Raw genomic sequence first — 24,625 nt, 5'->3', positions numbered from 1 at the left:
TTGAATGTAGCCCCTGGCCGGCCGAAGCGATCCTTGGCCCCGCGGGGCCAAGGATCACTTCACCTCCAGCAATGAATGGCCGAACTTCGGGGAAGCTTACAGAGGCCTCCAAGGCGGCGAGGACCTGTTGCTGCTGGATGCCATGGGGCGGGTGGTGTCTGCCGAACGTTCCTCCTCCGATCGCGTTGATCTGGCCTTCGACCTGCCCACGGGCGCCTACGTGCTGCGCGTGGATCGGGATGGCGCCCCGGTGAGCGCCCGGCGTGTGGTGGTCACGCGCTAGTGCCGCCTGACGAACAGCTTCTCCACCTCCACCCCAATGAAGACCACCGACGAGAGCGCGGTGACCACGAAAAACTCCTCCCATGTGAGCGCCTGGGTGTGGAAGATGCCTTGGTACAGCGGCACGAAGGTGACCAGTGCCTGAAGGCCGAAGGTGAGCGCCACAGCCCCGAGCAGCGCGGGGTTGGAGAAGAAGTTGGTGCGGAAGAACGAGCGTTGCGAGCGGATGGCCCACACATGGCCCATCTGGCTCAGGCAAAGCACATTGAAGGCGATGGTCTGCCAATGTTCATGTCCGGTGCGGATGGCCCAGGCCTGCGCGCCAAGCGTGACCCCGCCCATCAGCAGGCCCACCCATAGGATGTGCGTGCCCAGGCCGTTGGAGAAGATGCTCTCCTTCGGGTGACGCGGACTCCGCTTCATGAGATCGCGCTCGGCCGGCTCCAGCGATAGGAAGAGGCCGGGCAATCCGTCTGTCACGAGGTTGATCCACAGGATGTGCACCGGCAGCAGCGGAATGGGCAGTCCGATCATCGGCGCGAGCGCGATCGCCCAGATCTCACCGGCATTGGCCGTGAGGATGTACTGGATGAACTTCCGGATGTTGTCGAAGACCCGGCGCCCTTCGCGCACGGCATGGGCCAGCGTGGCGAAGTTGTCGTCGAGCAGCACCATGTCGGCCGCCTCGCGCGACACGTCGGTGCCGGTGATGCCCATGGCCACGCCGATGTCTGCGCGCTTCAGGGCCGGCGCGTCGTTCACGCCATCGCCGGTCATGGCCACGAAGTGCCCGTGCTCCTGCAAGGCGGCCACGATGTCGAGCTTCTGCTCCGGCGAAACACGCGCGATGACACGCAGGTGGTCCACCCGTTCGCGCAAGGCCTTCGCATCAAGCCGTGCAAGCTCGGCGCCGGTGATCACGCTGCGCGGGTCATCCGCTTCCACCGGGCTCAGCAGGCCGATCCGCCGGGCGATGGTGCGCGCGGTGACGGGGTGGTCGCCGGTGATCATCACGATGCGGATGCCGGCGGCCTGACACGCGGCGATGGCCTGCGGCACCTCGTCGCGCGGCGGGTCCTGGATGCCCGCGAGACCGAGCAACGTGATCTCTCGTTCCAGCGGGTGCGGGTCTTCGGGCAAGGGCCCCGGCAGCAGTTCGCGCCAGCCCAGGGCCATCACACGGAGCCCCTCGGCGGCGAGGCGATCCGCCTCGGCGCGCCACCGGGGATCAGGTGAGGGCACCCGTTCCCACAAGGCCTCCAGCGCGCCCTTGATGAAGAGCAGGTGGCGGCCATCGGGCAGGCGGTGGATGGTGCTCATGCACTTGCGCACGGCATCGAAGGGCACTTCGGCCACGCGCGGCAGCTGACGTTCGACTTCAGCCTTGAGCACACCACTGGCCTCGGCATGCTCGAAGAGCGCGAGCTCCGTGCCCTCACCCACCGGACCATAGGGCCCGGCCATCACGTCGTTGCTCAGCGTCATGGCCTGGAGCAGGCGCGGCCGCTGCGCCTCGTCCAGCACCACGAGCTCCTCCACACGCATGCGGTTGCGGGTGAGCGTGCCGGTCTTGTCCGTGCAGATCACGGTGACGGAGCCGAGCGTCTCCACCGCGGCAAGGCGGCGCACAAGCGCCTGCTGCTTCACCATGCGGGCGGCGGAGAGGGCCAGCGACGCGGACATCAGCGCGGGCAGGGCCTCGGGGATGGCGGCCACGGCCAGCGAGATCGAGGTGAGCAGCAGCGTCACGGGATCGCCACCACGCAGCCAGCCCACGGTGAAGAGCACCGCGCAGATGGCGAGCACGGCCACGGCCACCACCTTGCCGAAGGCGGCCATGCGCTTCTGCAGCGGCGTCGCGGTGGTGCCTTGATCGAGCAGCTTGGCGATGCGGCCCATCTCGGTGCGCATGCCAGTGGCCACGACGATCCCCTCGCCGCGGCCCTTGGCCACCACGGTGCCCTTGAAGCCCATGTTGCTGCGATCGCCGAGCGGGAGGTCCTCCCCTTCCAGTTCGCCTGGCTGCTTCACGGTATCGAGCGACTCACCGGTGAGCGCGGCCTCCTGCATGCGCAGGCCGTGGCACGCGGTGAAGCGCAGGTCGGCGGGCACCACTTGTCCGGCCTCGAGCAGCACCACATCGCCGGGGACCAATTCACGCGCGGGCACTGTGCGCATCTGCCCGCCGCGACGAACCGTGACCTGCGGGGCCGCCATGCGCCGCAGGGCCTCCAGCGCCTTCTCCGCGCGGAACTCCTGCACCACACCGATCACCGCGTTCACCAGCACGATGGCCAGGATGATGATGGTATCGGTGATGTCGCCCACCGCACCTGCGACGACCGCGGCCGTGAGCAGCACCAGGATCATCAGGTCCTTGAACTGGGCGAGGAACAGGCCGAGCACCGTGCGCTTGCGCTTGCCCTCCAGCTCGTTAGGGCCATGCTCCAGCAGGCGATCAGCAGCCTGGGCCTCGCTCAAGCCCGGCTCGCCCGCGCCCAAGGCCTGTCGCAGTTCACCGATATGCAGCAGGTGCCACTTCATGGCTCAGGCGATGCGGTACAGCAGGATGAGGTTCACGACATACACCACGAGGATCAGGAAGGTGTCCCACGCGAGCAGGAAGCGCTTGGGCGCGGTGCGGAAGGTGAGCCCCACGATGACAATGGCGCTCATGATGATGGTGCTGAGCACCGACAGCAGGTGCGCTTCCGAGGCATCCTTCAGCAGGAAGCCGCCGCTGTACACCAGGTCATCGATGGCGAGAATGACGATATTGAACAGGTTGCTGCCGAGCAGGTTGGATACAGCCATATCCACTGCACCGATGCGCAAGGCTGCGATGCTCACGGCGAACTCGGGCAGGGACGTAGAGGTGGCCAGCAGCAGCGTGCCCACGAAGGAGGCCTTGAGCCCGGTCTCCTCGGTGATCGTCTCTGCGAAGCCAGGCAGGAAGAGCGCGGCTGCGATGACCACGGCGGCATGCACAATGTACCATTGCACCACGCGGCGAAGGCCGGAGCGGTCAGGCGCTTGTTGACCATCCTCGGCGGGATCCTTTCCCAAGTGCTGGTACACCATCCGCATGGCCAAGAGGTATACACCGACGAAGACGATGCTGAGGGCGCCCACCCAGCCCATCACCACGTACTGGTCGGGCAGGAAGAGCCCGAAGCCCACAAGTGCCAACAGCACGATTCCCAGCGCAGCGCTAAGTACCTGCTTGGGCTCAACCTTGCGGAGAAGGCCGGGGCCGCGGTGGAAAGCATCGAGCACCGACAGGATGAGCAGGTTGAAGACGCAGCTGCCGAGCACATCGCCCACGGCCAGGTCGGCGTTGCCGTGGATGCCTGCGGAGCTGATGCCCACGAAGAGCTCGGGCAGGGAAGTGACGGTGGCCATGAGCACGAGGCCAAGCCAAGCGCGGCCCAGGCCGGTGATCTCGGCGAGGCGGTCGCCGAGGCGGGCCAGGCGGGTGCCGCTGAAGGCGATGGCCAGGGCGCATCCGGTGAATCCGAGGAGGGCCCCGAGCATGCGTGCAAAATAGATGCTTCAGGCGCGGATTCCACCGTGCGGGCGCGACGCACCGAACTGCATCCGGAACCGGGCGCGACCAGCGGCCAGCAGCACAGGTCAACTCCGCCTGCGATGGACTGCACATCGAAAGGGCGGCCCATCGCATACGGCCTATCCCCCGCCCTGCGGCTCGGTGGGAGCATCTAGATTCGCGTCATGCTCACCGCCGAAGTACAGGTGGCCGGCGAACGTCTGGTGATGCACCCGCTGCGGGCGCTGCATTGGCCACGCATGGGCTGGCTGATGCTAAGCGACCTGCACCTCGGAATGGCGGCCCATCTGCGCAAAGGGGGGCTGCCGCTGCCGGAGGGCGATGATGCGCGCACGCTGCAACGGCTTGATGCGGTAATCGATGCGCTGCGGCCGAAGCGCATCGTGGTGATCGGCGACCTCTTCCACAGCAGCGCGAACGCGGCTTGGGAGCGGTTCGCACGATGGTCGAGGCAGCGATCGGTCCCGATCCATCTCGTTCCCGGGAACCATGACATCCTCGCGGACCGGCGCTACGCCGAAGCGGGCGTGGAGGTTTGCGATGAAAGCGTGGAGGAAGGCCCCTTCGTACTGCGCCACCAACCGGCGCGGATCTCCTCGGGCTATTGCATCAGCGGACACCTTCATCCGGGCATCGCGCTGCAAGGCACCGGCCGCCAGCGGTTGCGCCTGCCGTGCTTCTGGTTCGGGCGCGAGCAGGCGCTGCTGCCGGCCTTCGGGACGGGCACCGGACTGCACATCATCGCCCCCGGGGGCACGGACCGCATCTGGGCCTGTACCGACCGGGCGGCCATCGACGTGAGCCGCACGGGATCGGCGACGCAAGCCCTCACCTAGCCGGCGGCGGCATCATCGCGCCGCTGGTCGCCGGAACGCTCGAGGTACTCGTCGCGCCTCACGAGCATGAACCAGTTCTCGCCGAGCTCCAGGAAGCCGTGCTCGAAGCAGAAGACGTACGTATTGCCGGCCTTTGTGCGGTGCGTGTTGGTGTGGTACATGAAGCTGTAGCCCTTCTCGATCAGCTTGTCCCGATGCACCTTGGTCTTGCCCTCAGGGCCGTTGTTCAGCTCCGACAGGATCCGGCGGTTGCGCTTCAGCGCATTCACCACGTTGCGCACATAATTGATCGGAGCGTTGTTCGCATGATAGTGATAGAGGTTCCTGCAGGCATCGCTGCAGAACCGCTTGTCGGTGCGGCCGACGATCTTCTCGCCGCACTCCAGGCATACCTTCTCGACGGCCGGCATGCTTCGAAAATAAGCGGCTGCTGCGAAACGACGCGGTCCGGGCTCACTCTGCCACCCGGGCCAGCGCAAAGGACACCAGCGCCAGCAGCGAGAAGATGAGCATGCTGGCACGGATGAGGCCGGTGCGGTCGAGCTTCCTGAGTCGGTCCATGGGTTCCGGGTAAGCAACCCTATGACGGAGCCGTTCCGATTGGTTGCCCGATAGGCCCCGGATCGGCGCGCCGTGCATGCCGCTGGCGCGCCCCGCGGACGCCGGACCGCACCCGTGGGCGGCATGGCTCCGCTCCGGTACCTTCGCCGCCGCTCCGCCATGCCTCGCATGTCCGCATGAGCGCCCGGGCCCATGAGCGCACCACGCACCGTCGCCTTCCACACCTTGGGCTGCAAGCTCAATTTCAGCGAGACCAGCACGCTGGCCCGGTCGCTGGAGGAAGCCGGCTATGCGCGGGTGCGGCCGGAGGAGCGTCCGGACGTCTTCGTGCTGAATACCTGCAGCGTGACGGAGAACGCCGACAAGGAGTGCCGGCAATGGGTGCGCCGCTTCCAGCGGATCAATCCCGAGGCCTTCGTGGCCGTGGTGGGCTGCTATGCGCAGCTGAAGCCCGGGGAGATCGCGGACATCCCTGGCGTGGACCTCGTGCTGGGCGCGAACGAGAAGTTCGACCTGGCCGCCCATATCGAGTCCACGGGCGGCAAGCAGGCCCGGGGACAGGCCATCTTCGGCGCCATCAAGGAAGCGAGGCGTTTCGTTCCGGCCTACAACGCGAGTGACCGAACGCGGACCTTCCTGAAGGTGCAGGACGGCTGCGACTACTTCTGCTCCTTCTGCACCATACCGCTGGCCCGCGGGCGCAGCCGGAGCGGCACCATCGCCGAAACAGTGGCCATCGCCGAGCGGATCGCCGCCTCTGGCGTGAAGGAGATCGTGCTCACCGGCGTGAATACGGGGGATTTCGGACGGGGGCATGGAGAGGACCTGCTGGGCCTGATCGCCGCGCTCGACGCGGTGGATGGCATCGCCCGCTACCGGATCAGCAGCATCGAGCCCAACCTCTGCCACGATGGGATCATCGATGCCGTATCGCGCAGCCGTCGCTTCGTGCCGCACTTCCACATGCCCCTCCAGAGCGGCAGCGATGCCATCCTCGAGCGCATGCGGCGGCGCTACGATACGGCCCTCTACGCCGACCGGGTCGCACGCATCATGGCATTGATGCCGCAGGCCTGCATCGGGGCGGATGTCATCACCGGGACACCGGGCGAGACCGAGGAGGAATTCCGGCGGACGCACGCCTTCCTCCGCTCCATCCCAGTCGACTACCTGCACGTCTTCACCTACAGCGAGCGCGCCAACACCACAGCCGTGCGCATGGAGGACATCGTTCCCATGGAAGCACGCCGGGAACGGACCAAGCAGCTGCGCATCCTGAGCGCCAAGCTCCAGCGTGCGCACTACGAGCGCCACTTGGGCACCACGCGGCCCGTCCTCCTGGAGGCGGAGGAGGTCGAAGGGCGCATGCTGGGCTATACCGACAACTACCTGCGCGTGGACCTACTCTTCGACGCCGCGCTCATCAATCGCGTCGTGCCGGTGCATCTGATCCGCATCAATGGCGAAGGGCACATGGAGGGCGTCTTCGATGCATCGAGGGCCGAATCATCCGCCCACCCCCGACTGGCACCAGCAGACTGAACCCATGTACCCGACCCTCTACCACGCCGTCCACGACCTGCTCGGGCTGGACATCGGCATCCTCCGGATGCTCAACAGCTTCGGATTCTTCGTGGCCCTCGCTTTCATACTGGCGAGCTGGACGCTGGGCCGGGAGCTGCGGCGCATGGAGGGCCTGGGGCTGATGCGGGCCACGGTGCGCACCCAGACCATCGGCCAGCCGGCGACAGCGGGCGAGCTCATCGGCCAGGGGATCCTGGGCTTCGTGCTGGGCTGGAAGGGGTTCTTCCTGATCACCCGCAGCGACGAAGCGCTGGCGGATCCGCCGGCCTTCCTGCTCAGTGCGCAGGGAGACGTGATCGCCGGGCTCGCCGTGGCCGCGCTGCTCGTTTGGCTGCGCTGGCGCGAGCGGCAGAAGGCACGGCTGGAGGAGCCTCGCACCGAGCAGGTGAAGGTGCTGCCGCACGAGCACGCCGGCAACATCACCATCACGGCAGCCATCTGGGGCCTGATCGGCGCCAAGCTGTTCCACTGGCTCGAGAACCCGGGCGAATTCATCGCATTCATCACGGCTCCCTCGGGCGGCGATGTCATCACCGGGCTCACCATGTACGGCGGCCTCATCGTGGCGGGCGCCATGGTGATGCGCTACTTCAAGAGGAACGGCATACCCATCTGGCACGGCGCCGATGCGGCAGCGCCGGGGGTGATGCTGGCCTATGCGGTTGGGCGCATCGGCTGCCAGGTGAGCGGCGATGGCGACTGGGGCATCGTGAACACCAACTTCCTCGGCCCGGGCCCCAAATGGCTGTGGCAGTACGACTATCCGAACAACGTGAACGGCGTAGGCATCCCCCTCACCGACGGCAGGCCCTGCTTCGAGGGGTACTGCACCGTGCTGCCGGAGACCGTCTTCCCCACCCCGCTCTATGAGACCATCGTCTGCCTGCTCTTCTTCGCCGGGCTCTGGGCCCTGCGCAAGCGCCTGAAGCCGGCCGGTAGCATCTTCTTCCTCTTCCTCTTCCTGAACGGCCTCGAGCGCTTCTTCATCGAGAAGATCCGTGTGAACGTGCACGTGCTCGGGACCATCACGCAGGCGGAGATCATCGCCACGCTGCTGATGCTGGCCGGACTCGGCGGATTGCTCTGGATCCGCAGGAAGCCCCGTGGCACCGCCGCATGAACGCATTCAACCCATCCCCTATGGACCTCCGCAAGCTCACCGAACAGGTCACCGCGATCAGCGTGGATGTCGCCTCCTTCATCCGCAGCGAGGCGGGCAAGCTCACCGATGCCCGCGTCAGCGCCAAGAGCGCGAACAACCTGGTCACGCATGTTGACCATGTGAGCGAGGACCGGCTGGTGGAGGGCCTGGAGAAACTGCTGCCCGAGGCAGGCTTCATCGCCGAGGAGGGCAGCGGGGAGCAGCGGGAGCGCCTCAACTGGGTCATCGACCCGCTCGATGGCACCACCAACTTCGTGCACGGGGTGCCGTGCTACTGCATCAGCATCGCCCTGCTCGACGGCACCGAGCCCTTATTGGGCGTGGTGCATGAGGTGACGCGCGACGAGCGCTTCACGGCCTGGCGCGGCGGCGGGGCCTACCTCAACGGGCTGCCCATCCGCGTGAGCGAGCGCACCACCCTGCAGGACAGCCTGCTCGCCACCGGCTTCCCCTACGACGACTTCGGCTACGAGAGCGAATACCTGGACCTGCTCCGCGAGCTGATGCACCGCACGCGCGGCATCCGCAGGCTCGGCAGCGCCGCCGCAGACCTGGCCTATGTGGCCTGCGGCCGCTTCGAGGCCTTCTACGAGTACGGGCTGAACAGCTGGGACGTGGCCGCCGGTGTGCTGCTGGTGCGCGAGGCGGGCGGACGCGTAAGCGGGTTCCGCCCCAGCAAGGACCCCGTGTTCGATGAGGAGATCGTGGCCAGCAACAGCGCCATCCACGCCGAGCTCCTGGAGGTGATCGAAAGGAACTGGCAACGGCAGGATTGACCGCCCCCAACGGTCGAGCCCCCCGGTCCGTCCGGAGGGCCCGATGCGCAGGAGGACGCGCTCAGATTCCGTTGATGTCGCTCTCGAACTGGGAGAGCGTGGTGGGCGTGAACACCGGTGTCACCGTGGCACCCGGAGCGATGGTGATGTCGGTGAAGCTGCTCTGGTGGTTCCCATCCGCATCCTGGTGCAGGCCGATCATCACGGCGGGCATGCCGATCGGCGCCATGGCGGACTGGAACACCGTGCCGGTGTACCAGCAGCTCATCACCCCGTTCATCGCGGGGATGGCCACCCAGAACAGGGTGTTCGCCTGCGTGAAGCCTGCCGGCGCGGCGATGGAGACCGCGCTCAATGACGCTTGCGGGAAGTAGTCGCAGTTGAGCCATCCGAGCGAATCGGCCTGGAAGGTGTAGTAGAACCAGTCGCCCCAAGCGGAATCCCAATCGGCCGTATCGGGAACGACGAGCGTATCCTCCGTGAACTCCCACTCCACGGAGCCATCGGCCGCCTCGTCACCGTAGAAGACCTGCATCCGGGAATCGGGCTGACCGGTGGGCACGCTCACCGTGGCCGCATTGCGCGCGATATCGACCTCCACGCCGTACTGCCGGGCGATCACGCGCAGCTCTCCGCCGCTGCCCAGCATGCGGCGCTCGTTCCCCATCCTGCCCACCGTCTGCTTGTTGAGCCGGATCATGGTGCGGTAGTCGAGCACCTCCACCAGCTCGACCTGCACCGTGCCGTTGACCATCGCACCCGCTGCCGTGCGGAAGGCCTGCGGCGCGAAGGTGACCCGGCAACCGTCGTTGCCCGTGATGGTACCGCCAACGGAGGCATTCACATTGAAGTTCTGGCGCGCCGCCGCCACGCGCTTGTTGAAATAGGCGTGCAGCGGGTTGGCGCTCGCTGCAGGCACTGCTGCCGGAACGCCGGCGGTTTCCTCCTCTTTCCTGCACGACACCACCAGGAGGAAGGCGCCGAGCACGAGCAACACTTTCCGTGAGATCCGCATGATGATCGGGGTTTTACCGCAGCGGGACATCCGCTGCCAATCCCATACACGGGCATCGCGGCGCTGCGGTTGGGTGGCGGGCGCGAAAGGGCCGCCGGCCTCAGCTGCGGGAAGGCGCTGCAGCGGCGCCGGACACGCGCAGCAGCAGCAGCCCGGCGAAGGTGAGCGCTCCGTTCAGCAGCAGCAGCTCGAACCCGAAGGAGTAGCCAGCGAACAGGACCGTTGAGTACCGGTCGATCAGGTAGGTGATCACCGGCGAGAGCAGGGCCACCAGCGGCACCCAGCGGTCGCGAACAGCCCCGCTGATGAGCATGCCATAAGCGAAGAGCCCCAGCAACGGCCCATAGGTGTAGCCAGCGACCTTGAACACGGTCTTGATGATGCTATCATCGTTGAGCGCCTTGAAGAGGAGGATGAGCACCACCATGAGGACGCTCATGAGCACGTGCACGCGCTTGCGCAGCGGCTCCCGCTCGCCCTCGGGCCTGCGGTCGATGCCCAGCACATCCACGCAGACGCTGGTGGTGAGCGCCGTTAGGGCGCTGTCCGCGCTGGAATAGGCCGCAGCGATGAGGCCGAGGAGGAAGAGCAGGCCCACCAGGATGGGCAGCCCTCCCTGCACGGCGAGCATGGGGTAGAGCTGGTCGGCCTTCGGTGGCAGCGCGATACCGGTGCGCTCCACGTAGAGGAACAGCAGTGCGCCGAGCGCGAGGAACACGAGGTTGACGCCGACGAGCACCAGGCTGAAGCTCACCATGTTCTTTTGCGCCTCGCCGATGCTCCGACAGCTGAGGTTCTTCTGCATCATGTCCTGGTCGAGCCCGGTCATGGCGATGGCGATGAACATGCCGCCGAGGAACTGCTTCCAGAAGTAGGTGCCGGGTTTCGGGTCATCGAAGAAGAACACACGGCTGAGCGGGCTGGCCTTGACCTGGGCGATGGTCTCCCCGATGCCCCAGCCCATGCGCTCGCCCAGCAGCACCACGGTAAGGCCCACCGCCAGCAGCATGAATGCGGTCTGCAGCGTGTCCGTCCAGATGATGGTACGCATGCCGCCGCGATGCGTGTAGAGCCAGATGAGCGCGATGGTGATGACCACCGTGGCCAGGAATGGCACGCCCCAGGCGTCGAACAGCAGGTACTGCAGCACCTCGGCCACCAGGTAAAGGCGGGCGGCCGAGCCCACGCTGCGGCTGAGCAGGAAGAACCATGCACCGGTGAGGTAGCTGCTCCGTCCGAACCGCTGCCCCAGGTAGCCGTAGATGCTGGTGAGCCCGAGGCGATAGTACAACGGCATCAGCACGAAGGCGATCACTGCATAGCCGGGCAGGTAGCCCAGCACCATCTGGAGATAGCTGAACTGGTTCTGCCCCACCATGCCCGGCACGCTGATGAAGGTGACCCCGCTGAGGGACGCCCCGATCATACCGAAGGCCACCACGTACCAGGGCGACCGCCGCTCTCCGAGGAAGAACGCGCTGTTCCCCGCGCCGCGCGAGGTGACCACCGAGATGAGGTACAGCAGCCCGAAGTAGGCCAGGATGACGCTGAGGACGAGCGAGGGGGACATGCGGAGCCGGCCGTGGGCCAGCGAAGGAAACCCAATGCCGGGCCTCCGGTTGCGCCAACGCCGTTGCGCTATGAACAACCGGCTGTCGCTCAGGGCCCTTCACGATCGATCGTGGAATACGGGGCCGCCCCCCTGCGGCGTTACCCGTGAAGGAGGGCCTTCCTTCGCACCGTGAACCGCCTGCTCAACCGCATCCCCAAGCGCCTGCGCAATCGGTACGGCTTGGCCGTGCTGGTGCTGGCGGCCTGGATATCGGTGTTCTCGGACAACGACCTGTGGACCACCTGGAAGAACCACCGCGAACTGGGCCGGATGGCGGAGCAGAGCGAATGGTACGCCCAGGAGATCGCGCGCACCAAGGAGCAGCTGGCCGAGATCGCCAACGACGATGAGCTTCTGGAGAAGTTCGCCCGCGAGCGCTACCTGATGAAGCGCGACAACGAGGACATCTTCGTGCTCGTGCCGGAGAAGGAGTGATCACACGGCCCATCGCCCCCGCTCGCCTCACTCCCGTGGCCGGCTAAGGTCGCAGCATTCGCCCGGCCGGGCGGTGCAGACCTCCTCTATCAGGCGCTCCGTTCGCAATCGCCGACCCGGGGCGCGCAGGTGGTGCCAGCTGTCGAAGAACAAGGAATCGGCATAGACGTGGTCGGCGGCGCGGCCCACCACGCGGTGGCCGTGCACCGCCAGCTCCCGGGTGAGGCGCTCCATGTCATCGGGATGGTAAGCGCGTTCCGCCAAAGGCGCGAAGGAGTACACCACCGCAGCGCCCTTTCGTGCAGCCCGGCGCTCCAGATCGGCGGCGATGACCCAGAACTGCGGATCGATCTCGAGCGATGCATACTCCTGCGGTGCCGGAGCATCGGCCGGCATGATGGCGGTGAGGTAATCGGTCACCAGATCGCCATTGGGCAGCCAGCGGCGGTCAGCGTAGTGCGGGGGGCCGCCCATTGCGACCCAGTGCCAGGCGTGCTCGGCAAGCGACTGCAGGTGCAGCACGCCTAGGCTCAGCCAGAGGCGCGGCCGCCGTGCGGGAGGAATCAGCGCGAAGGACTCCCGGCGGTAGTCGAGCACCGTGGCGAGCGCATCGAGGTCGGGATCGGCGCATTCGTAGGAGCTCTGCTCCACGGCCACGATGACGAGGTCGCCCTCACCGATGGCCTGATCGGCCTCCTCGACAATGAAACGGAAGCCAAGCACGGCGGTAAGTCCCATGTTGACCACCGGTCGGCAGAGCGCCTCACCGAGCCGATCACTATCCACACCGAAGGCGAGGTTGCTGCCGCCGATGAGGATCACCTTGGGGGAGCCGGCGCGCAGCAGCCGGTTGTTCTTCAGCACGGTGGCGCGCATGTAATTCGAGGGGGCCGCAGGCGGCCCCCACTGCATGGCGGCTGCTGCGAGCAGAGCGATCAGGCCCGCGCAGGCCGATGCCCGGATGGCGAACCGCAGCGCCTCAGAAGCGGAAGTAGATGAAGGCATGTTCAGCATAGAGCTCCATGCGGAGCAGTATCACCAGGATGAGGACGACGTAGATCAGCCAGCGCACCGCCATGGTGCGGGGCATCCGCTCCAGCGCATGCGCATCACGCCGCGAGCGCCACTCCGCCGCCAGCATGAGCGCCACCAGCCACCACACGCCTGCGGTGATCCATGGGACGATATCGTAAGGCCTGAGCCGCGCATTGGCGAAAATGCGGTAGAGGTGCGAGCCGGCAAGCTCGATGGATTGCGCCCGGAACAGGACCCAGGCGGCCATCACCAGGCCGAAGACCGGCACCATGCGGGGAAGATCCCTCCAGGTGGGCGCCTCGGAGGGTCGCTCACGCCGGCCGGCGAGCACCTCCGGCAGGTAATAGAGCCCGTGCAGCAGCCCCCAGCCGACGAAGGTCCACGCGGCGCCATGCCAGAGGCCGCTGGTGCCGAATGTGATGAGGATGTTGCGCAACCGGCCCGCCTTCCCGCGCCATCCGCCGAGCGGCAGGTACACATAGTCGCGCAGCCAGCTGCTCAGGCTGATGTGCCACCGCCGCCAGAACTCGCCGATGCTCCTGCTGAAATAGGGATAGGCGAAGTTGCGGCTGAGCCGGAAGCCGAAGAGCCTTGCGCACCCGATGGCGATGTCGCTGTAGCCGCTGAAATCGGCGTAGATCTGGAAGGAGAAGGCCAGCGCGCCGAAGAAGAGGGTGACCCCGCTGGCCGTGCGCGGATCGAGGGTGAAGACCACATCGGCCATGGCACCGAGCTGATCGGCCACGGCGATCTTCTTGAAGAAGCCCCAGAGCATCTGCCGAAGGCCATCCGCGGCATCCGCCCGGTCGAAGGCCCGTGGCCGATGGAACTGGGGCAGGAGGTCGCGCGCCCGCTCGATGGGCCCGGCCACCAACTGCGGGAAGAAGGAGACGAATCCCGCGAAGGCGATGAAGTCGCGCGTAGGAGCCAGTTGCCTGCGGTGGATATCGATGGTATAGCTCAGGGTCTGGAACGTGTAGAAACTGATGCCCACGGGCAGCACGATGCGGAGGACGGGCAGGTGCGGCTCGAACCCGAGCGCGCGGAGCAGCTCCGCTGCGCTATTCACGAAGAACCCGAGGTACTTGAAGCAGCCGAGCAGCCCGATGTTGATGGCGATGCTGGCCCATAACCACCACCTCCGGCGCCGGTTGTCATCGGTGGCCCCGATCCGCAACCCGATGCCGTAGTCGGCCGCGGTGCTCACGATGAGCAGCCCCAGGAAGCGCCAATCCCACCATGCATAGAACAGCCAGCTCGCCGCCAGGATGAAGGCATTCTGCGCGCGGATGCCGCGGAACACCCACCAGTAGAGGGCGAATGCCGCGGGCAGGAAGACCCCGAATGCGAACGAATTGAAGAGCATGCCGCGCCACGAAGAAACGCAGGCGGCCGATCCGGCTCAGCGCCGGAGCAGATGCGGACCCGGCTCCTCGAACGGGAATTCCGGCGCCTTGCGCGAGGGCGAGTGGTTCACCACCACCGGCAAGGCCCGAGCCGCATGCATCGGTGCCATCAACGCGTAGGTGCTGTCGCCGGTGCTGTCACGGAACTCCCAGAGGCACACGCCGGCGCCATCCTCCAGGCGGTGGATGAGCAGGTCCCGCACGGGATCACCGGGGTCCATGGCATGGCTCACCAGCGAGACGCACCGGTAGTGCGCGAGGATGCGCGCTGTATCCGCTGGGACGGACGCCCCCGTGATGGCATGCACCATCGGACCATCCATCTCGCTGGTAACCAACCATGTTCCGTGCACCTGGGCCCGCCGGTGATTGCTCCAATCACTGGGCGCGTAGAGGCAGTAGGCGCCATTCAGGCGCTGCACCGGGACCCAATCGGTCCATCGCCCGCTGCCCGCCGCACCAGCTAACGGCCGGATACCCAGCTCATCGAGCATGCGCACCTGCGATCGGACGTATGCATGGCGGGTCACGTCACCCACAGGGCCAGCGGTCCTATGCGCCCAGACGGAGTCCTGCGGCTGCGCGATGAATACGGCGTGGTAGCCTTCGCGGAAGGTCCGCAGGAGAAAGATGCTGTCGTTATGCGCGAACGGCACTTGGGCAGCGGAGCCCCCCGCCGTGCAGCATGCCCAGCCTAGGAGCAGCTCGGCCCGCATCGGCCTCAGTGTTGATGACCGCCCGGCCCGTGCACATGGCCATGGCTGATCTCATCCGCCGTGGCCTCGCGCACATCGGTGACCTCCACGCTGAAATGCAGCGTGACGCCGGCCAGCGGGTGATTGCCATTGAGCACCACCTGGTCATCCTTGACCTCCAGCACGCTCCATACACGGTTGTCCGGGGTCTGGAACTGCATGCCCTCCTCCACGGGCTGGCCGCCGAAACGATCGAGCGGCACACGCTGGACCAACTGGGGGTCCACCTCGCCATAGCCTTTGGCCGGCTCCACTTCCACCCGCATGGAGTCACCCTTCGCCTTGCCCTCCAGCTGCTCCTCCAAGCCGGGCACGATCATGCCGCCGCCATGCAGGTACGCGAATGCGTCACGGCCAGCGCTGGTATCCAGCAGCTTGCCTTCGCTGTCGTTGAGGGTGTAATGAAAGGAGACGACGGAGTTCTTGGTGATGCGCATGACTGGGGTAATGGGGCGTGAATGTAAAGCCTCTGCCGGAAGCCATGGCTGATGCGCATCAAGGGAGCTGTGACGAACGGCAGCCGGGCATGGCCGCCGCCCTCTACTTTCGCCGCCGTGTTCAGCAAAGCCTGCGAATATGCCTTCCGCGCCATGGTGCTCATCGCCGCCGGCAGCGCGGACGGGGGCCGCTTGACGGTGCAGGATGTGGCCAAGGGCACGGGCACCCCGCCTGCCTTCGCAGCCAAGATCCTGCAGAAGCTGGCGCGTGCCCGCCTGCTCCATTCCCTGAAGGGCCCTGGCGGAGGATATGAGCTCGGCCCGGCGCTCGCGCGCAAGGTGAAGCTCAGCGACATCGTGAAGGCGATCGACGACGATTCGGTGTACAAAGGCTGTGCACTGGGGTTGAAGGAGTGCTCGAACCGGAACCCATGCCCGCTGCACGACCGCTTCATCGCCGTGCGCGAGGACCTTCAGCGGATGCTCGAAGGGACGAGCATCCAGGACCTGACGGAGGGCTTCGACCCCCGGAAGCCGCTTCGCCTGCGCTGACGCCCGTCAGTCCGCCCTGTGCGCGCCCGGGTTTGCTTCGCGGGATCATCGCCTTCCCATGCGCCAGCTCGCCATCGCCTGCCTCCTCTTCCCTGCCCTGGTCCTTGGCCAAGGCATGCAACCCATGGCTGTTCCGCCAGTGCTCATGCTCGACACGTTCCATCTCGTGGTGGATGAGCATGCGCACCAGTTCTACCCGGGAATCACCACCTCCACCTACGGGGCCAGCGCGGAGTACCTCGGCCCAACCCTGATCCTGCAGCAGGGCGACACGGCGCGCATCGCAATACACAACCAGCTCGCACAGGTCACCAGCATGCATTGGCATGGCATGCATGTGCCGGGGGAGATGGATGGCGGGCCTCAGCGGATCATCGCGCCTGGCGAGAGCTGGATGGCCGAGTTCCCCGTGAAGAATCCGGCGGCCACCTACTGGTACCACCCCCACCCGCATGAGCTCACGGCCGAGCAGGCCAACTTCGGCGTGGCCGGCTTCATCATCGTACGCGACGAGGAAGAGGCGCAGCTGGCGCTGCCCCGCGCTTATGGCGTGGATGACTTCCCCGTAGTGATCCAGGACCGGAAGTTCCTCGCCAATGGCGACTTCGCCTTCTATCCCTTCGGCGATTCGGTGCTGGTGAACGGCACCCCGAATGCCTATCTCGAATGCCCGGCGCAAGTGGTAAGGCTGCGTCTCCTGAATGGCTCCAACGCGCGCATCTATGCGCTGGGGTTCGATGATGGCCGGCCCTTCCAGGTCATCGCCGGGGATGGCGGGCTGCTGCCAGCACCGGAGGTCACGGACCGGCTCTGGCTGAGCAACGGCGAACGCGCGGAGGTGCTCCTCGACCTCACCGGGCTGGAAGGCGACAGTCTGTTGCTGATGAGCTACGGGAACGAGCTCCCCAGCACCGTTCCCGGATCGGGGAACATGGTTTGGGAGAGCAGCATCCTCAACGGCGTGGCCTTCCCGGTTCTGCGCATCCGCGTCACCGCACCAACCCCTGATCCGGTCACCGTCGTACCCGCCACCCTCGTGGCGCATCCGGTCCCGGATGAGGCGACAAGCATCCGCACACGCACCAAGACGCTCACCGGCATGGGCATGGTGGGCATGGGCATGTTCATGATCAACGGGTTGATGTTCGACCTCGATGTGGTCAATGACACCATGCAGCTCGGGAGCACCGAGGTGTGGCACATCGTGAACAATTCGAACATGGCCCACCCCATGCACATCCACGGCGTCTCCTTCTTCATCCTGGAGCGCAACGGACAGCCGCCAGCCCCATGGGATCGCGGACCGAAGGATGTGGTGCTCGTAGACCGCTTCGAGGACGTGAAGCTCATCATGCGGTTCGGTGAGGCGACCGAGGGCTGGCCGTTCATGTACCACTGCCACAACCTGCTTCACGAGGACAACATGATGATGCTGCAGTTCATCGTCGTCGACCCTTCCATGGGCCTCGATGCGGACCATCTGCCCAGAGCCATGGTGGCTCCTATGCCCACCTTGGGCGCAGTGCACTACCGGGCCGATCATCCGGTGGAGCGCATCATCGTGCGCGATGCCACGGGCCGGGTTCTGCTGACGCAGCCAGGATCATGGGCCATGGAGGGGATGGTCGACCTGTCAGCGATGCCCGCAGGCATGCTCTGGATGGAACTGGTGGGCGCCAAGCACCGCAGCCGAGCCAGGGTGATCAAGCAGTGAGCCCCGGCCATCCCGCGCCGCACCCCCTGGAGCATCGTGGACCGGAGGCCGGGATGTGCGGCTCCGAGGTGAAGATGACGCCGGTACATTCGCCGGCATGAAACCGATTCCTCTGCCGGATACGCTGGCTGCACTCATCCGCAAGCATTGCAGCCCTGAATGGCAGGAGCTCCTGCGGCAGCAGTGCAACACGGTTTCCGTGGGCGCCGGGGCCCTGATCTTCAAAGAGCATCAGCAGGCCGATGACCTGTACATCGTCCGGAAGGGCAAGGTGAAGGTGCATAGCGCCTTCGCGCCGGGCTCCTCGCGCATCCTGCGATTCGCGCGCGATGGCCAGGTGGTGGGCCACCGGGGCATGGGAGGCGACTTCACCTATACCGTCACCGGAACGGCACTGGTGCCGACCACCGTGGATCGCATCCCCATGCAGGCCTTCCTCAGCGCCGCGAGGGCCAACCCCGATTTCAGCTACCATTTCATGCTCTTCTTCGCCGAAGAGCTCCGCCGAAGCGAGGAGCAGACCAAGGCCATGCTCCACCTGAGCGCCCTGCAGCGCGTGGCGAAAGCCATCCTCGCCACCCTTCGCTGCTTCGGGTATGACAGGCATGACCGCAGCCTCCTGGCCTATACGCCGAGCCGACAGGACCTTGCGGACTATGCCGGAACCACCTACGAGAGCACCATCCGGGCGCTCTCCGCGCTCCAGAAACGGCAATTGGTCAAGTCCGTTGGGCGAGAGCTCCGCATCCTTGACGCCAAGGGGCTCGCACAGCTGGTGCAAGGCTGACGCATGGCGTGATCCGGCAGAAGCGCTCCCCTTCGCGAACCGGGTCACGGGACGCAGGATCGCTCATAGAGCGGATGCATCACAACTGCGCCGATAAGAGGCCGAGAGCGAGCACTTCCGGCGCATCCCGGCTTGGGCTTGGGAGACGTGAACCCGCCCGACGGCAGCGCCAGCGATGCTATGATCATCGCCAAGCCTAAAGCATGCGGGTTAGCCCTCCCCGCCACATTCACTTGTTGCCCCCCTTGGCAGATGCAGTCGGATACTGCGCAACAGCACCGGCAATCGATGGCTGCCAGCCAGCCCACCCTCGCCTCAGTTGTCGAGCGCTCCCTGCTCGATCCAATCCGTGATCGTGGCGACCTCCGCAGGGCTGAGCACGGTGCCATCCGGGGGCATGCCCAAGCCGTAAACCTCGGTGAAGTTGATCTTGTTCCAGAGTACGCTGGCCTCGGGATCACCCGGCACGACGCGCAGCGCTGGCGCATGATTGCTGCTCTCCACACCCACCAGATTGGCATAGGCCTCGCTGGCTGAGAGATCCATGCCACCCATGGGCGGATGACAGGTCCAGCAGCGCGCCGTAAGGATGGGAAGCACCTCGGCGCCAAAGTAGGCCGTGTCGACGGGGTCGTCCGGCGCTGCGTGCCTGGGCACATGGAGCGGGCCTTCGTCCTTGGCGCATGCCACGAGCAGGACAGAAAGGGCGAGGGCGAGGGCGCGGCAGTCCATCGTTCAGTGCTTGGGTGCCTTGGGCTTCACGAAGAGCGTGCGTGCGATATTGAATCCCAGGTGCAGGTAGCCCTCGTCGTAGCGCGATGCCGACGTCGTGTACACGCGATGCTCGATGATCTCCTGGCTGCTGGCGAGCACCACCTGGAACACGTGCCCGAGCGTGGCCACTTCGTAGGCGATGGCGACCGGTTCGCGGTGCTCCATGGCCTGCCGGCCTTCTATGATCGGAGCCGCTTCCACAAGGATGGAGCCCTTCGTGGTCACCTTGATGCGCGCCGCCCCGGATACCGCAAGGGTGAGGTTGGACCCGCCCACCGGTACGAGGTTGCGGTAGATGGCCACCGGGGCCACCTGCAGGGAGAACCAGGGCGAGAAGCGCCTGGCTACGATCACCTGTGCGTTGTAGGCGAGACGATGCTCGAATCGGTAAGCGAACGGCGTGATGCCGTCACCGAAGAAGTCGCGCTCACCTACGGTCGGGAAGTCTTCGCTCATCAGGGATGCATTCCCGAGCACGGTCAATGAAACGGGCATCTCCCCCTCCACCGTCTGCTTGAGCACGCGCACCTTCGCACCCAGGTCCCACACCTTGCCGTTCTTGGACCTGCCGATCTCCAACTGGGTGTCGTTGAAAGGCGAGTACTGGAAGGAGAAGCGGATGTTGGCAGGCAGGTCAAGCCCGGCGAACTGCTTCCACGCCTGCTCATCGGGCCCCACGGCCCCGAAGCGATGCTGGATCATGAATCCGAAGGAGCGCTTGCGCGGCACCACCTCGACACTGTGCGCGTTCACCACCTGCGTGCCGGCAAAGGTGCCGGTAATGTACTCGCGGCCGGTGCCTTCCTGGGCGCTCAGCATCAAGGCGCCACTCACCGCCAAGGCGGCGACACAGAACCGATGCTTCATGGCCGTCATGGGTGCGCGAGGGTCCGGATGTAATGCGCCAAGGCCCAGCGGTCCTCGCGGCTGAGCACTTGTTCGTAGGAAGCCATCTCTCCCCGGCCATGGGTGATCTTCCAATACAACGCCCCGTTGCTCTGTTCCTGCACCGCGGCGGAGCCGAGATCTGCAGGCCTCACGGTGAGCAAGGCCGCATTCGGGCCATCGCCGCGGCCTTCCGCCCCATGACAGGTCCAACAGAGCGATTGGAAGACCTTGCCGCCCTGCGCAGCGGCCTTGGGGCTCGCCGCCATCGGGTCCTTCAGCCGGTCGGCCTCCGGTGGTGCCTTCCATGGCTCGCCCGGCTGCCCGATAGCCAGTGCGATGAGCGCGCCGAATGCGATGAGCGTGCGGATCATGGCTGCATGGTATTGGCGGGCTGATTCAGCATTGCGAGCGCCTGCTGGATGCGCGCATCACCAGGGGCGAGCCGTGCGGCGGCCAGGAGCTGCTCCTCGGCGTTCCGCGTTCGGCCGGACCTGGCGTGGAGCACACCCAGGATATAGCGGGGCCGCGCGTCCGATGGACGCAGGGCGATGAGTCGCTCGAGGTGCGGCTGGGCGCGATCGTGACGCCCCTGCTGCAGATAGAGGGCGCCTAGGTTGTTGCGCAGCATGTCCTCCTGACCACCGTTCCTCAACGCATCCTCGAACCAGCGGATGGCTTCATCGATGCGTCCGGTCCGATGCGCAAGCGCCCCGGACGCGATGAGCAGCTCCGGGTCGCCGGGAACCCGCTCAAGGCCCCTTGCAAAGGCGCTCCGTGCACCCTCGGAATCGTTCATCCCCTCAAGGGCGGCGCCCAGGGCCATGGCCGAGCGCGCCAGCATCGGTCGGCTCCGCGTGCCGGAATGGTCGGTGCCGCGGCTCAGGTTCTCCGCCCAGAGGCGCAAGGCCGCATCGCGGTCTCCACCGGCCATCAGGAGCTCACCCAACCGGAATCGCGCTTCGGCATGGCCAGGGTCTTCGCGCAGGATGGCCGCAAGCAGCTCCGCTGAGCGGCGCGCATCACCGCGCTGCTGAAGCAGCGATGCCAGCTCGAAGCGGCGATCGATGGGCGCCACCAGTCCGATACGCAAGGCGGTCTCATAGTGGACGATGGCCCGCTGTAGCTCTGCTTCACCGGCCGCTCGACCCCCTGCGCGGACGAAGAGGCGCTTCCCTTGCAGCGTATGGAACTGGACCCATGCGCTATGTCCGAGGAAGAAGGCCGCCAGCACCACCGCGGCTGCAACGAAGCGCCCTGCCGGCCTCAGCCTGCGGTCCATCTTCAAGGTGATGCCGCGGAACTGCACGGCGCCGCGGCGCACCAGCCGCCAGCCCAGCACAAGCAGCCACGCCGTGCAGAGCGAGAGGGCAACGGCGAGCAGGAAGGGCACCGCATCGTACAGTCCGCGGTACACGGGCATGGCCGCGATGAATGCCACCGCCAGGAAGACATCTTCGCCCAAGGTGTTGCTGAAGCGCCCGCCGTAGGCCCCCATGGGGTGCCCCTTCCGGAAGAGCGGCGGCATGCGGAATCCGTAGCGCACGGCTTGCTCAGGGCAGGCCGATACGCAGTCGAGGTCCTTGAGGCATCGGGGATTGGTGACCATGCCGTGAAGCGCGAGCTCGCGGTGAACCAGGATATCGGAAGAGCAGGCCTTGGTGCAAAGCCCGCATTGGCTGCAATCCTTGGTAAGCACGATGCGGCCGGGAGCCAGCTGGTCGGCGAGCCCGAAGAGCGCCCCGTAGGGACAGGCCTGGAAGCAGAAGCCCCGGCTTCCGAGCAGGTATACGATGACGAAGCCGCAGACGAAGAAGGTGAACACGGCCACGCCGGGTGGCGGCAGGTTGCGCCAGAGATCGTCGGTGGTGAAGGACGACCACCGCGACCCGCCCGCCTCCACCACATGCACCGCCTGCTGCTCCACACCGTGCCAGGCCTGGAGGAGCTGCGGCCAGATGAAGAGGTAGAACATCACCCCCAGCGGCACCCAAATCAGCGTGCGCGAACGGATGGGCTGGCGCTTGATCCGGAGCTTATCCAGGATCCAGCCGGCAGCGTCCTGCAAAGCCAGGATATGGCAGCCCCATGAGCAGAAGAATCGGCCGAAGAGGAGCGTCCCCGCCATCACCAGCGCCATCAGGATGAAACCTGCTGTGACGATGCCCTGGTGGATGGTGTAGAGCACCTCGTTGAACTCGAGCGGGGCCAAGGTGCGCCCCTTGAGCTTCCAATGGACGAAGTGCGCGATGAAGAGCAGGTGCACCCCCACGAGCGCGGCGACACGCCATCTGGCATAGGGAGTCCTGCCCTTGATCGCCATGGCTCGCGAATCAGTCGATGGCTAAACGCCGCAGGAAGACCCGGCCGGCGATGCGGAGCTTGAGCATGTACACCCCGGACCGTAGGTGCCCCATGTCCAGCTCGCGCACCACCTGGCCGGCGGGCGCCTGCAAGCGCTCCCCATGGACCAAACGGCCCATCATATCGAACAGCTCGATCTCCAAGGCTGCGGATTCGAGCAGGTGCACCGTGAGGCTGAAGCGTCCATCGTTGGGGTTCGGAAAGACCTCGAATCCACGCAGCGCCAGCGCTTCCTGCACCCCGGAGCAGACCTCTACCGTTACCTGAACGGGCGTCATCGGGCTCTGGCAGCTCCCGCCACCTACCTCCACCTCCCAGTCATAGAAGTAGGGATACACGGATGCGCCGCCCGTGGAACCTGTGATGCTGGCCACTGTGCCCACCGCATAGGGATAGCTCACCCCGCCAGTGCTGCGCCACAGGCCCGTGGTGCCGCTCACGTTGATCAGGTAGTTGTTGCCCGGAACAATGTCCCAATCGAGGTCCACGCGCGATTCGCCGACCGGCAGATGCACCGAGCGCGAGGCGCGCAGCACCCCGATGGCGTCCACCAGCTCGATCGTACGGTAGGCATCGGTGCTGGCGTAGACCTTCACCGATGCGAGCCTGAATGAAGCCAGGGCATTGAAACGCAGGGCCTGACCGCCAGCATGGAAATCACCGCTGCCGCTGTTGTTCGGCTTGCCGCCATAGATGGCGGTGCCTTGGGTGGCCATGCGATCGGCCACCATGTACGTGGCATCCGCGTAAAGGGGCGGAGTCATGAACTCAGGCCCGCTCCCCACCGGATTGCCGAGCTGGTCGTACCACAGGAGGTCGCCACCGGTGGCGCTCAGCAAGGCCTGCTCCCCCTCGCAGATGATGACACCCTCCGTTGCCGGAGCGGTGGGCTGCGGCAAGGCGGCAACGGTGAAGGGTGCTGATGTGACGGTGCCGCAATAGCTCGTCACGGTTACGGTGTAGGTGCCCGGGCCGGCCATGATGCTGCTGCTCGTGGCGCCGGTGGACCACTGGTAGGATGTGCCAGGCGTGGCGCGAAGCCTTACCTGCTCGCCGGCGCACACGAAGGCCTGCTCATCGCAGAGGATCCTCGCGACTGCGGAGGAGGCGGGCTGCTGGGTGAGCGTATAGGGGACGGCGGTCCAGTTGTTCGTCTCGTCCGCCTCCTCCACCACATCGAGCGGGTCGGCCTCCAGCACGATCCAATAAGCGCCGTTGCAGGTACCGGAAGGGATATCGACCCACATGCCATCGAGGTACTCGCTGTAGATATCCGTGTAGCCGGAGGAGATGCCCTGCCGGATCATGCTGCAGCCATAGGAACCGCCCAGCCCCAGGTTCGGGAAACTCGGACCGTAGAGCGTGGTGCCCGCATTGTACACCGTGTTGTCGTCCTTGCAGTGGTGATTGGCTGCGCTGACATTGCAGCTGTGATAGTCCATGAGGCAGAAGCCGAGCTTGTACCCTTGGCCCACGATGGGCCATTGGCGCGGATCGGCCACGCCCGCCTCCTGCATGCGCAGGCTGAAGATGCCCCACTGGTCGTAGTGCGTGTGCCCGTGCGTGGGGTGATAGGTCATGCCTTGCGGCATCACCCGCTCACTGGAGGTCATCACTGCGCCCTCCTTGCGGAAGATGCGCTGCGTGGTGAGCTGCTTGGCCGTGCCGCCATTCGGGCAGGCGAATTGCTGCGAAGCCGTGGGATCCTGCACCACGAACGTGTCGATGCCGCACACGAAGCGCCGGTTGCCGCTGAGGTCCACCCCGCGCACCTCCAAAGGACCATAGCCGATGTTCGGCGTGGAACTGGTGACGTAGATGCGCCCAGCCTCCTCGTTGGGCCCGCTCAGGTAGTTGAGCGCTGCGTACCACGAGGTGGTCATGTCCGGGAGCAGGTCGCAAGCCGTCCCTTGGCCGGGGGGGCACTGGCACGAGGTGGCATTGGTGGTGGTGCATTGGGCCTGGGTCTCCGGCATGCGAAGCACGAGCAGCACCAACGGCAGCGAGGCGCGTAGCAATCTTTTCATGGCAGCTTTGTTACCGGTTCGCGGCCGACCATCCGACCCCGACCGGGCGCTAATTTAG

The 24,625-nt window shown here is 65.9% G+C and carries 23 protein-coding genes; 9 read left to right on the top strand and 14 right to left on the bottom strand.

From position 1 onward, the window contains the following. The first annotated feature begins 154 nt into the window (after positions 1-154). Positions 155-283 carry a hypothetical protein gene (locus tag QY325_02585; protein ID WKZ66820.1) on the top strand — a complete coding sequence of 43 codons (129 nt, stop codon included), beginning with the start codon at positions 155-157 and terminating at the stop codon, positions 281-283. Here the strand turns inward: QY325_02585 and QY325_02580 are convergent. Then, entirely contained in the window at positions 280-2,826 is a 2,547-nt protein-coding gene (locus QY325_02580; protein WKZ66819.1) for a cation-translocating P-type ATPase, read from the bottom strand. The genes QY325_02585 and QY325_02580 overlap by 4 nt on opposite strands. A gap of 3 nt (positions 2,827-2,829) precedes the next feature. Beyond that, a complete protein-coding gene (locus QY325_02575; protein WKZ66818.1) occupies positions 2,830-3,816 on the bottom strand; it encodes a hypothetical protein in 987 nt (328 codons plus the stop codon). A gap of 198 nt (positions 3,817-4,014) precedes the next feature. Between QY325_02575 and pdeM the strand changes: the two genes are divergently transcribed. Beyond that, on the top strand, positions 4,015-4,686 hold the full coding sequence (pdeM, locus tag QY325_02570; GenBank protein ID WKZ66817.1) for a ligase-associated DNA damage response endonuclease PdeM: 672 nt from the start codon (positions 4,015-4,017) through the stop codon (positions 4,684-4,686). Here the strand turns inward: pdeM and QY325_02565 are convergent. After that, positions 4,683-5,096, bottom strand: coding sequence for a hypothetical protein (locus QY325_02565; GenBank protein ID WKZ66816.1), 414 nt, complete (start codon positions 5,094-5,096; stop codon positions 4,683-4,685). The two genes, pdeM and QY325_02565, sit on opposite strands and share 4 nt — an antisense overlap. A gap of 343 nt (positions 5,097-5,439) precedes the next feature. On the opposite strand from QY325_02565, the gene mtaB reads away from it, so the two are divergent. The 3 genes from mtaB to QY325_02550 are packed head-to-tail and all read left to right on the top strand — an operon-like array spanning position 5,440 to position 8,769. After that, complete coding sequence (mtaB, locus tag QY325_02560) at positions 5,440-6,789, top strand: tRNA (N(6)-L-threonylcarbamoyladenosine(37)-C(2))-methylthiotransferase MtaB (GenBank protein WKZ66815.1); 1,350 nt, start codon at positions 5,440-5,442, stop codon at positions 6,787-6,789. A 4-nt stretch (positions 6,790-6,793) separates the two neighbouring features. Continuing rightward, positions 6,794-7,951 carry a prolipoprotein diacylglyceryl transferase gene (locus tag QY325_02555; GenBank protein WKZ66814.1) on the top strand — a complete coding sequence of 386 codons (1,158 nt, stop codon included), beginning with the start codon at positions 6,794-6,796 and terminating at the stop codon, positions 7,949-7,951. A gap of 20 nt (positions 7,952-7,971) precedes the next feature. Then, positions 7,972-8,769 carry an inositol monophosphatase family protein gene (locus QY325_02550; GenBank protein WKZ66813.1) on the top strand — a complete coding sequence of 266 codons (798 nt, stop codon included), beginning with the start codon at positions 7,972-7,974 and terminating at the stop codon, positions 8,767-8,769. Between the two features lie 61 nt (positions 8,770-8,830). On the opposite strand, the gene QY325_02545 is transcribed toward QY325_02550, so the two are convergent. After that, entirely contained in the window at positions 8,831-9,784 is a 954-nt protein-coding gene (locus QY325_02545) for a hypothetical protein (protein ID WKZ66812.1), read from the bottom strand. A 100-nt stretch (positions 9,785-9,884) separates the two neighbouring features. After that, positions 9,885-11,354 carry a sodium:solute symporter gene (locus tag QY325_02540; GenBank protein WKZ66811.1) on the bottom strand — a complete coding sequence of 490 codons (1,470 nt, stop codon included), beginning with the start codon at positions 11,352-11,354 and terminating at the stop codon, positions 9,885-9,887. 171 nt (positions 11,355-11,525) lie between these two features. On the opposite strand from QY325_02540, the gene QY325_02535 reads away from it, so the two are divergent. Next, on the top strand, positions 11,526-11,831 hold the full coding sequence (locus tag QY325_02535; protein ID WKZ66810.1) for a septum formation initiator family protein: 306 nt from the start codon (positions 11,526-11,528) through the stop codon (positions 11,829-11,831). Positions 11,832-11,858: 27 nt separating this feature from the next. On the opposite strand, the gene QY325_02530 is transcribed toward QY325_02535, so the two are convergent. Genes QY325_02530 through QY325_02515 form a run of 4 tightly spaced genes read right to left on the bottom strand, consistent with a single transcriptional unit; the run spans position 11,859 to position 15,464 of the window. Further along, positions 11,859-12,836 (bottom strand): hypothetical protein, encoded by a 978-nt coding sequence (locus tag QY325_02530; protein WKZ66809.1) that lies wholly within the window; start codon positions 12,834-12,836, stop codon positions 11,859-11,861. Further along, complete coding sequence (locus QY325_02525) at positions 12,811-14,232, bottom strand: MBOAT family O-acyltransferase (GenBank protein WKZ66808.1); 1,422 nt, start codon at positions 14,230-14,232, stop codon at positions 12,811-12,813. The genes QY325_02530 and QY325_02525 overlap by 26 nt, the downstream gene beginning before the upstream one ends. Positions 14,233-14,268: 36 nt before the next feature. Beyond that, entirely contained in the window at positions 14,269-14,988 is a 720-nt protein-coding gene (locus QY325_02520) for a hypothetical protein (GenBank protein ID WKZ66807.1), read from the bottom strand. A 5-nt stretch (positions 14,989-14,993) separates the two neighbouring features. Continuing rightward, a complete protein-coding gene (locus tag QY325_02515; protein ID WKZ66806.1) occupies positions 14,994-15,464 on the bottom strand; it encodes a peptidylprolyl isomerase in 471 nt (156 codons plus the stop codon). A gap of 51 nt (positions 15,465-15,515) precedes the next feature. Between QY325_02515 and QY325_02510 the strand changes: the two genes are divergently transcribed. The 3 genes from QY325_02510 (at position 15,516) to QY325_02500 (ending at position 18,517) form a co-directional block, all read left to right on the top strand. Next, positions 15,516-16,016, top strand: coding sequence for an Rrf2 family transcriptional regulator (locus QY325_02510; protein ID WKZ66805.1), 501 nt, complete (start codon positions 15,516-15,518; stop codon positions 16,014-16,016). Between the two features lie 58 nt (positions 16,017-16,074). Beyond that, the gene (locus tag QY325_02505) at positions 16,075-17,730 is read left to right on the top strand and encodes a multicopper oxidase domain-containing protein (protein WKZ66804.1); all 1,656 of its coding nucleotides are present in this window, start codon (positions 16,075-16,077) and stop codon (positions 17,728-17,730) included. 97 nt (positions 17,731-17,827) lie between these two features. Further along, on the top strand, positions 17,828-18,517 hold the full coding sequence (locus tag QY325_02500; protein ID WKZ66803.1) for a Crp/Fnr family transcriptional regulator: 690 nt from the start codon (positions 17,828-17,830) through the stop codon (positions 18,515-18,517). Positions 18,518-18,832: 315 nt separating this feature from the next. On the opposite strand, the gene QY325_02495 is transcribed toward QY325_02500, so the two are convergent. Genes QY325_02495 through QY325_02475 form a run of 5 tightly spaced genes read right to left on the bottom strand, consistent with a single transcriptional unit; the run spans position 18,833 to position 24,567 of the window. Beyond that, entirely contained in the window at positions 18,833-19,249 is a 417-nt protein-coding gene (locus QY325_02495) for a c-type cytochrome domain-containing protein (protein ID WKZ66802.1), read from the bottom strand. Between the two features lie 3 nt (positions 19,250-19,252). Then, positions 19,253-20,158 (bottom strand): DUF5777 family beta-barrel protein, encoded by a 906-nt coding sequence (locus QY325_02490; GenBank protein WKZ66801.1) that lies wholly within the window; start codon positions 20,156-20,158, stop codon positions 19,253-19,255. A 5-nt stretch (positions 20,159-20,163) separates the two neighbouring features. Further along, a complete protein-coding gene (locus tag QY325_02485) occupies positions 20,164-20,550 on the bottom strand; it encodes a cytochrome c (GenBank protein WKZ66800.1) in 387 nt (128 codons plus the stop codon). After that, entirely contained in the window at positions 20,547-22,499 is a 1,953-nt protein-coding gene (locus QY325_02480; GenBank protein ID WKZ66799.1) for a tetratricopeptide repeat protein, read from the bottom strand. The genes QY325_02485 and QY325_02480 overlap by 4 nt, the downstream gene beginning before the upstream one ends. 10 nt (positions 22,500-22,509) lie before the next feature. After that, the gene (locus tag QY325_02475) at positions 22,510-24,567 is read right to left on the bottom strand and encodes a T9SS type A sorting domain-containing protein (protein WKZ66798.1); all 2,058 of its coding nucleotides are present in this window, start codon (positions 24,565-24,567) and stop codon (positions 22,510-22,512) included. Positions 24,568-24,625: the final 58 nt, after the last annotated feature.

It is taken from the genome of Flavobacteriales bacterium (assembly GCA_030584065.1).
GTDB lineage: Bacteria > Bacteroidota > Bacteroidia > Flavobacteriales_F > PHOS-HE28 > PHOS-HE28.
Note: the sequence above shows the minus strand (reverse complement) of the source record. Positions and strands in the feature narration are given on the sequence as shown.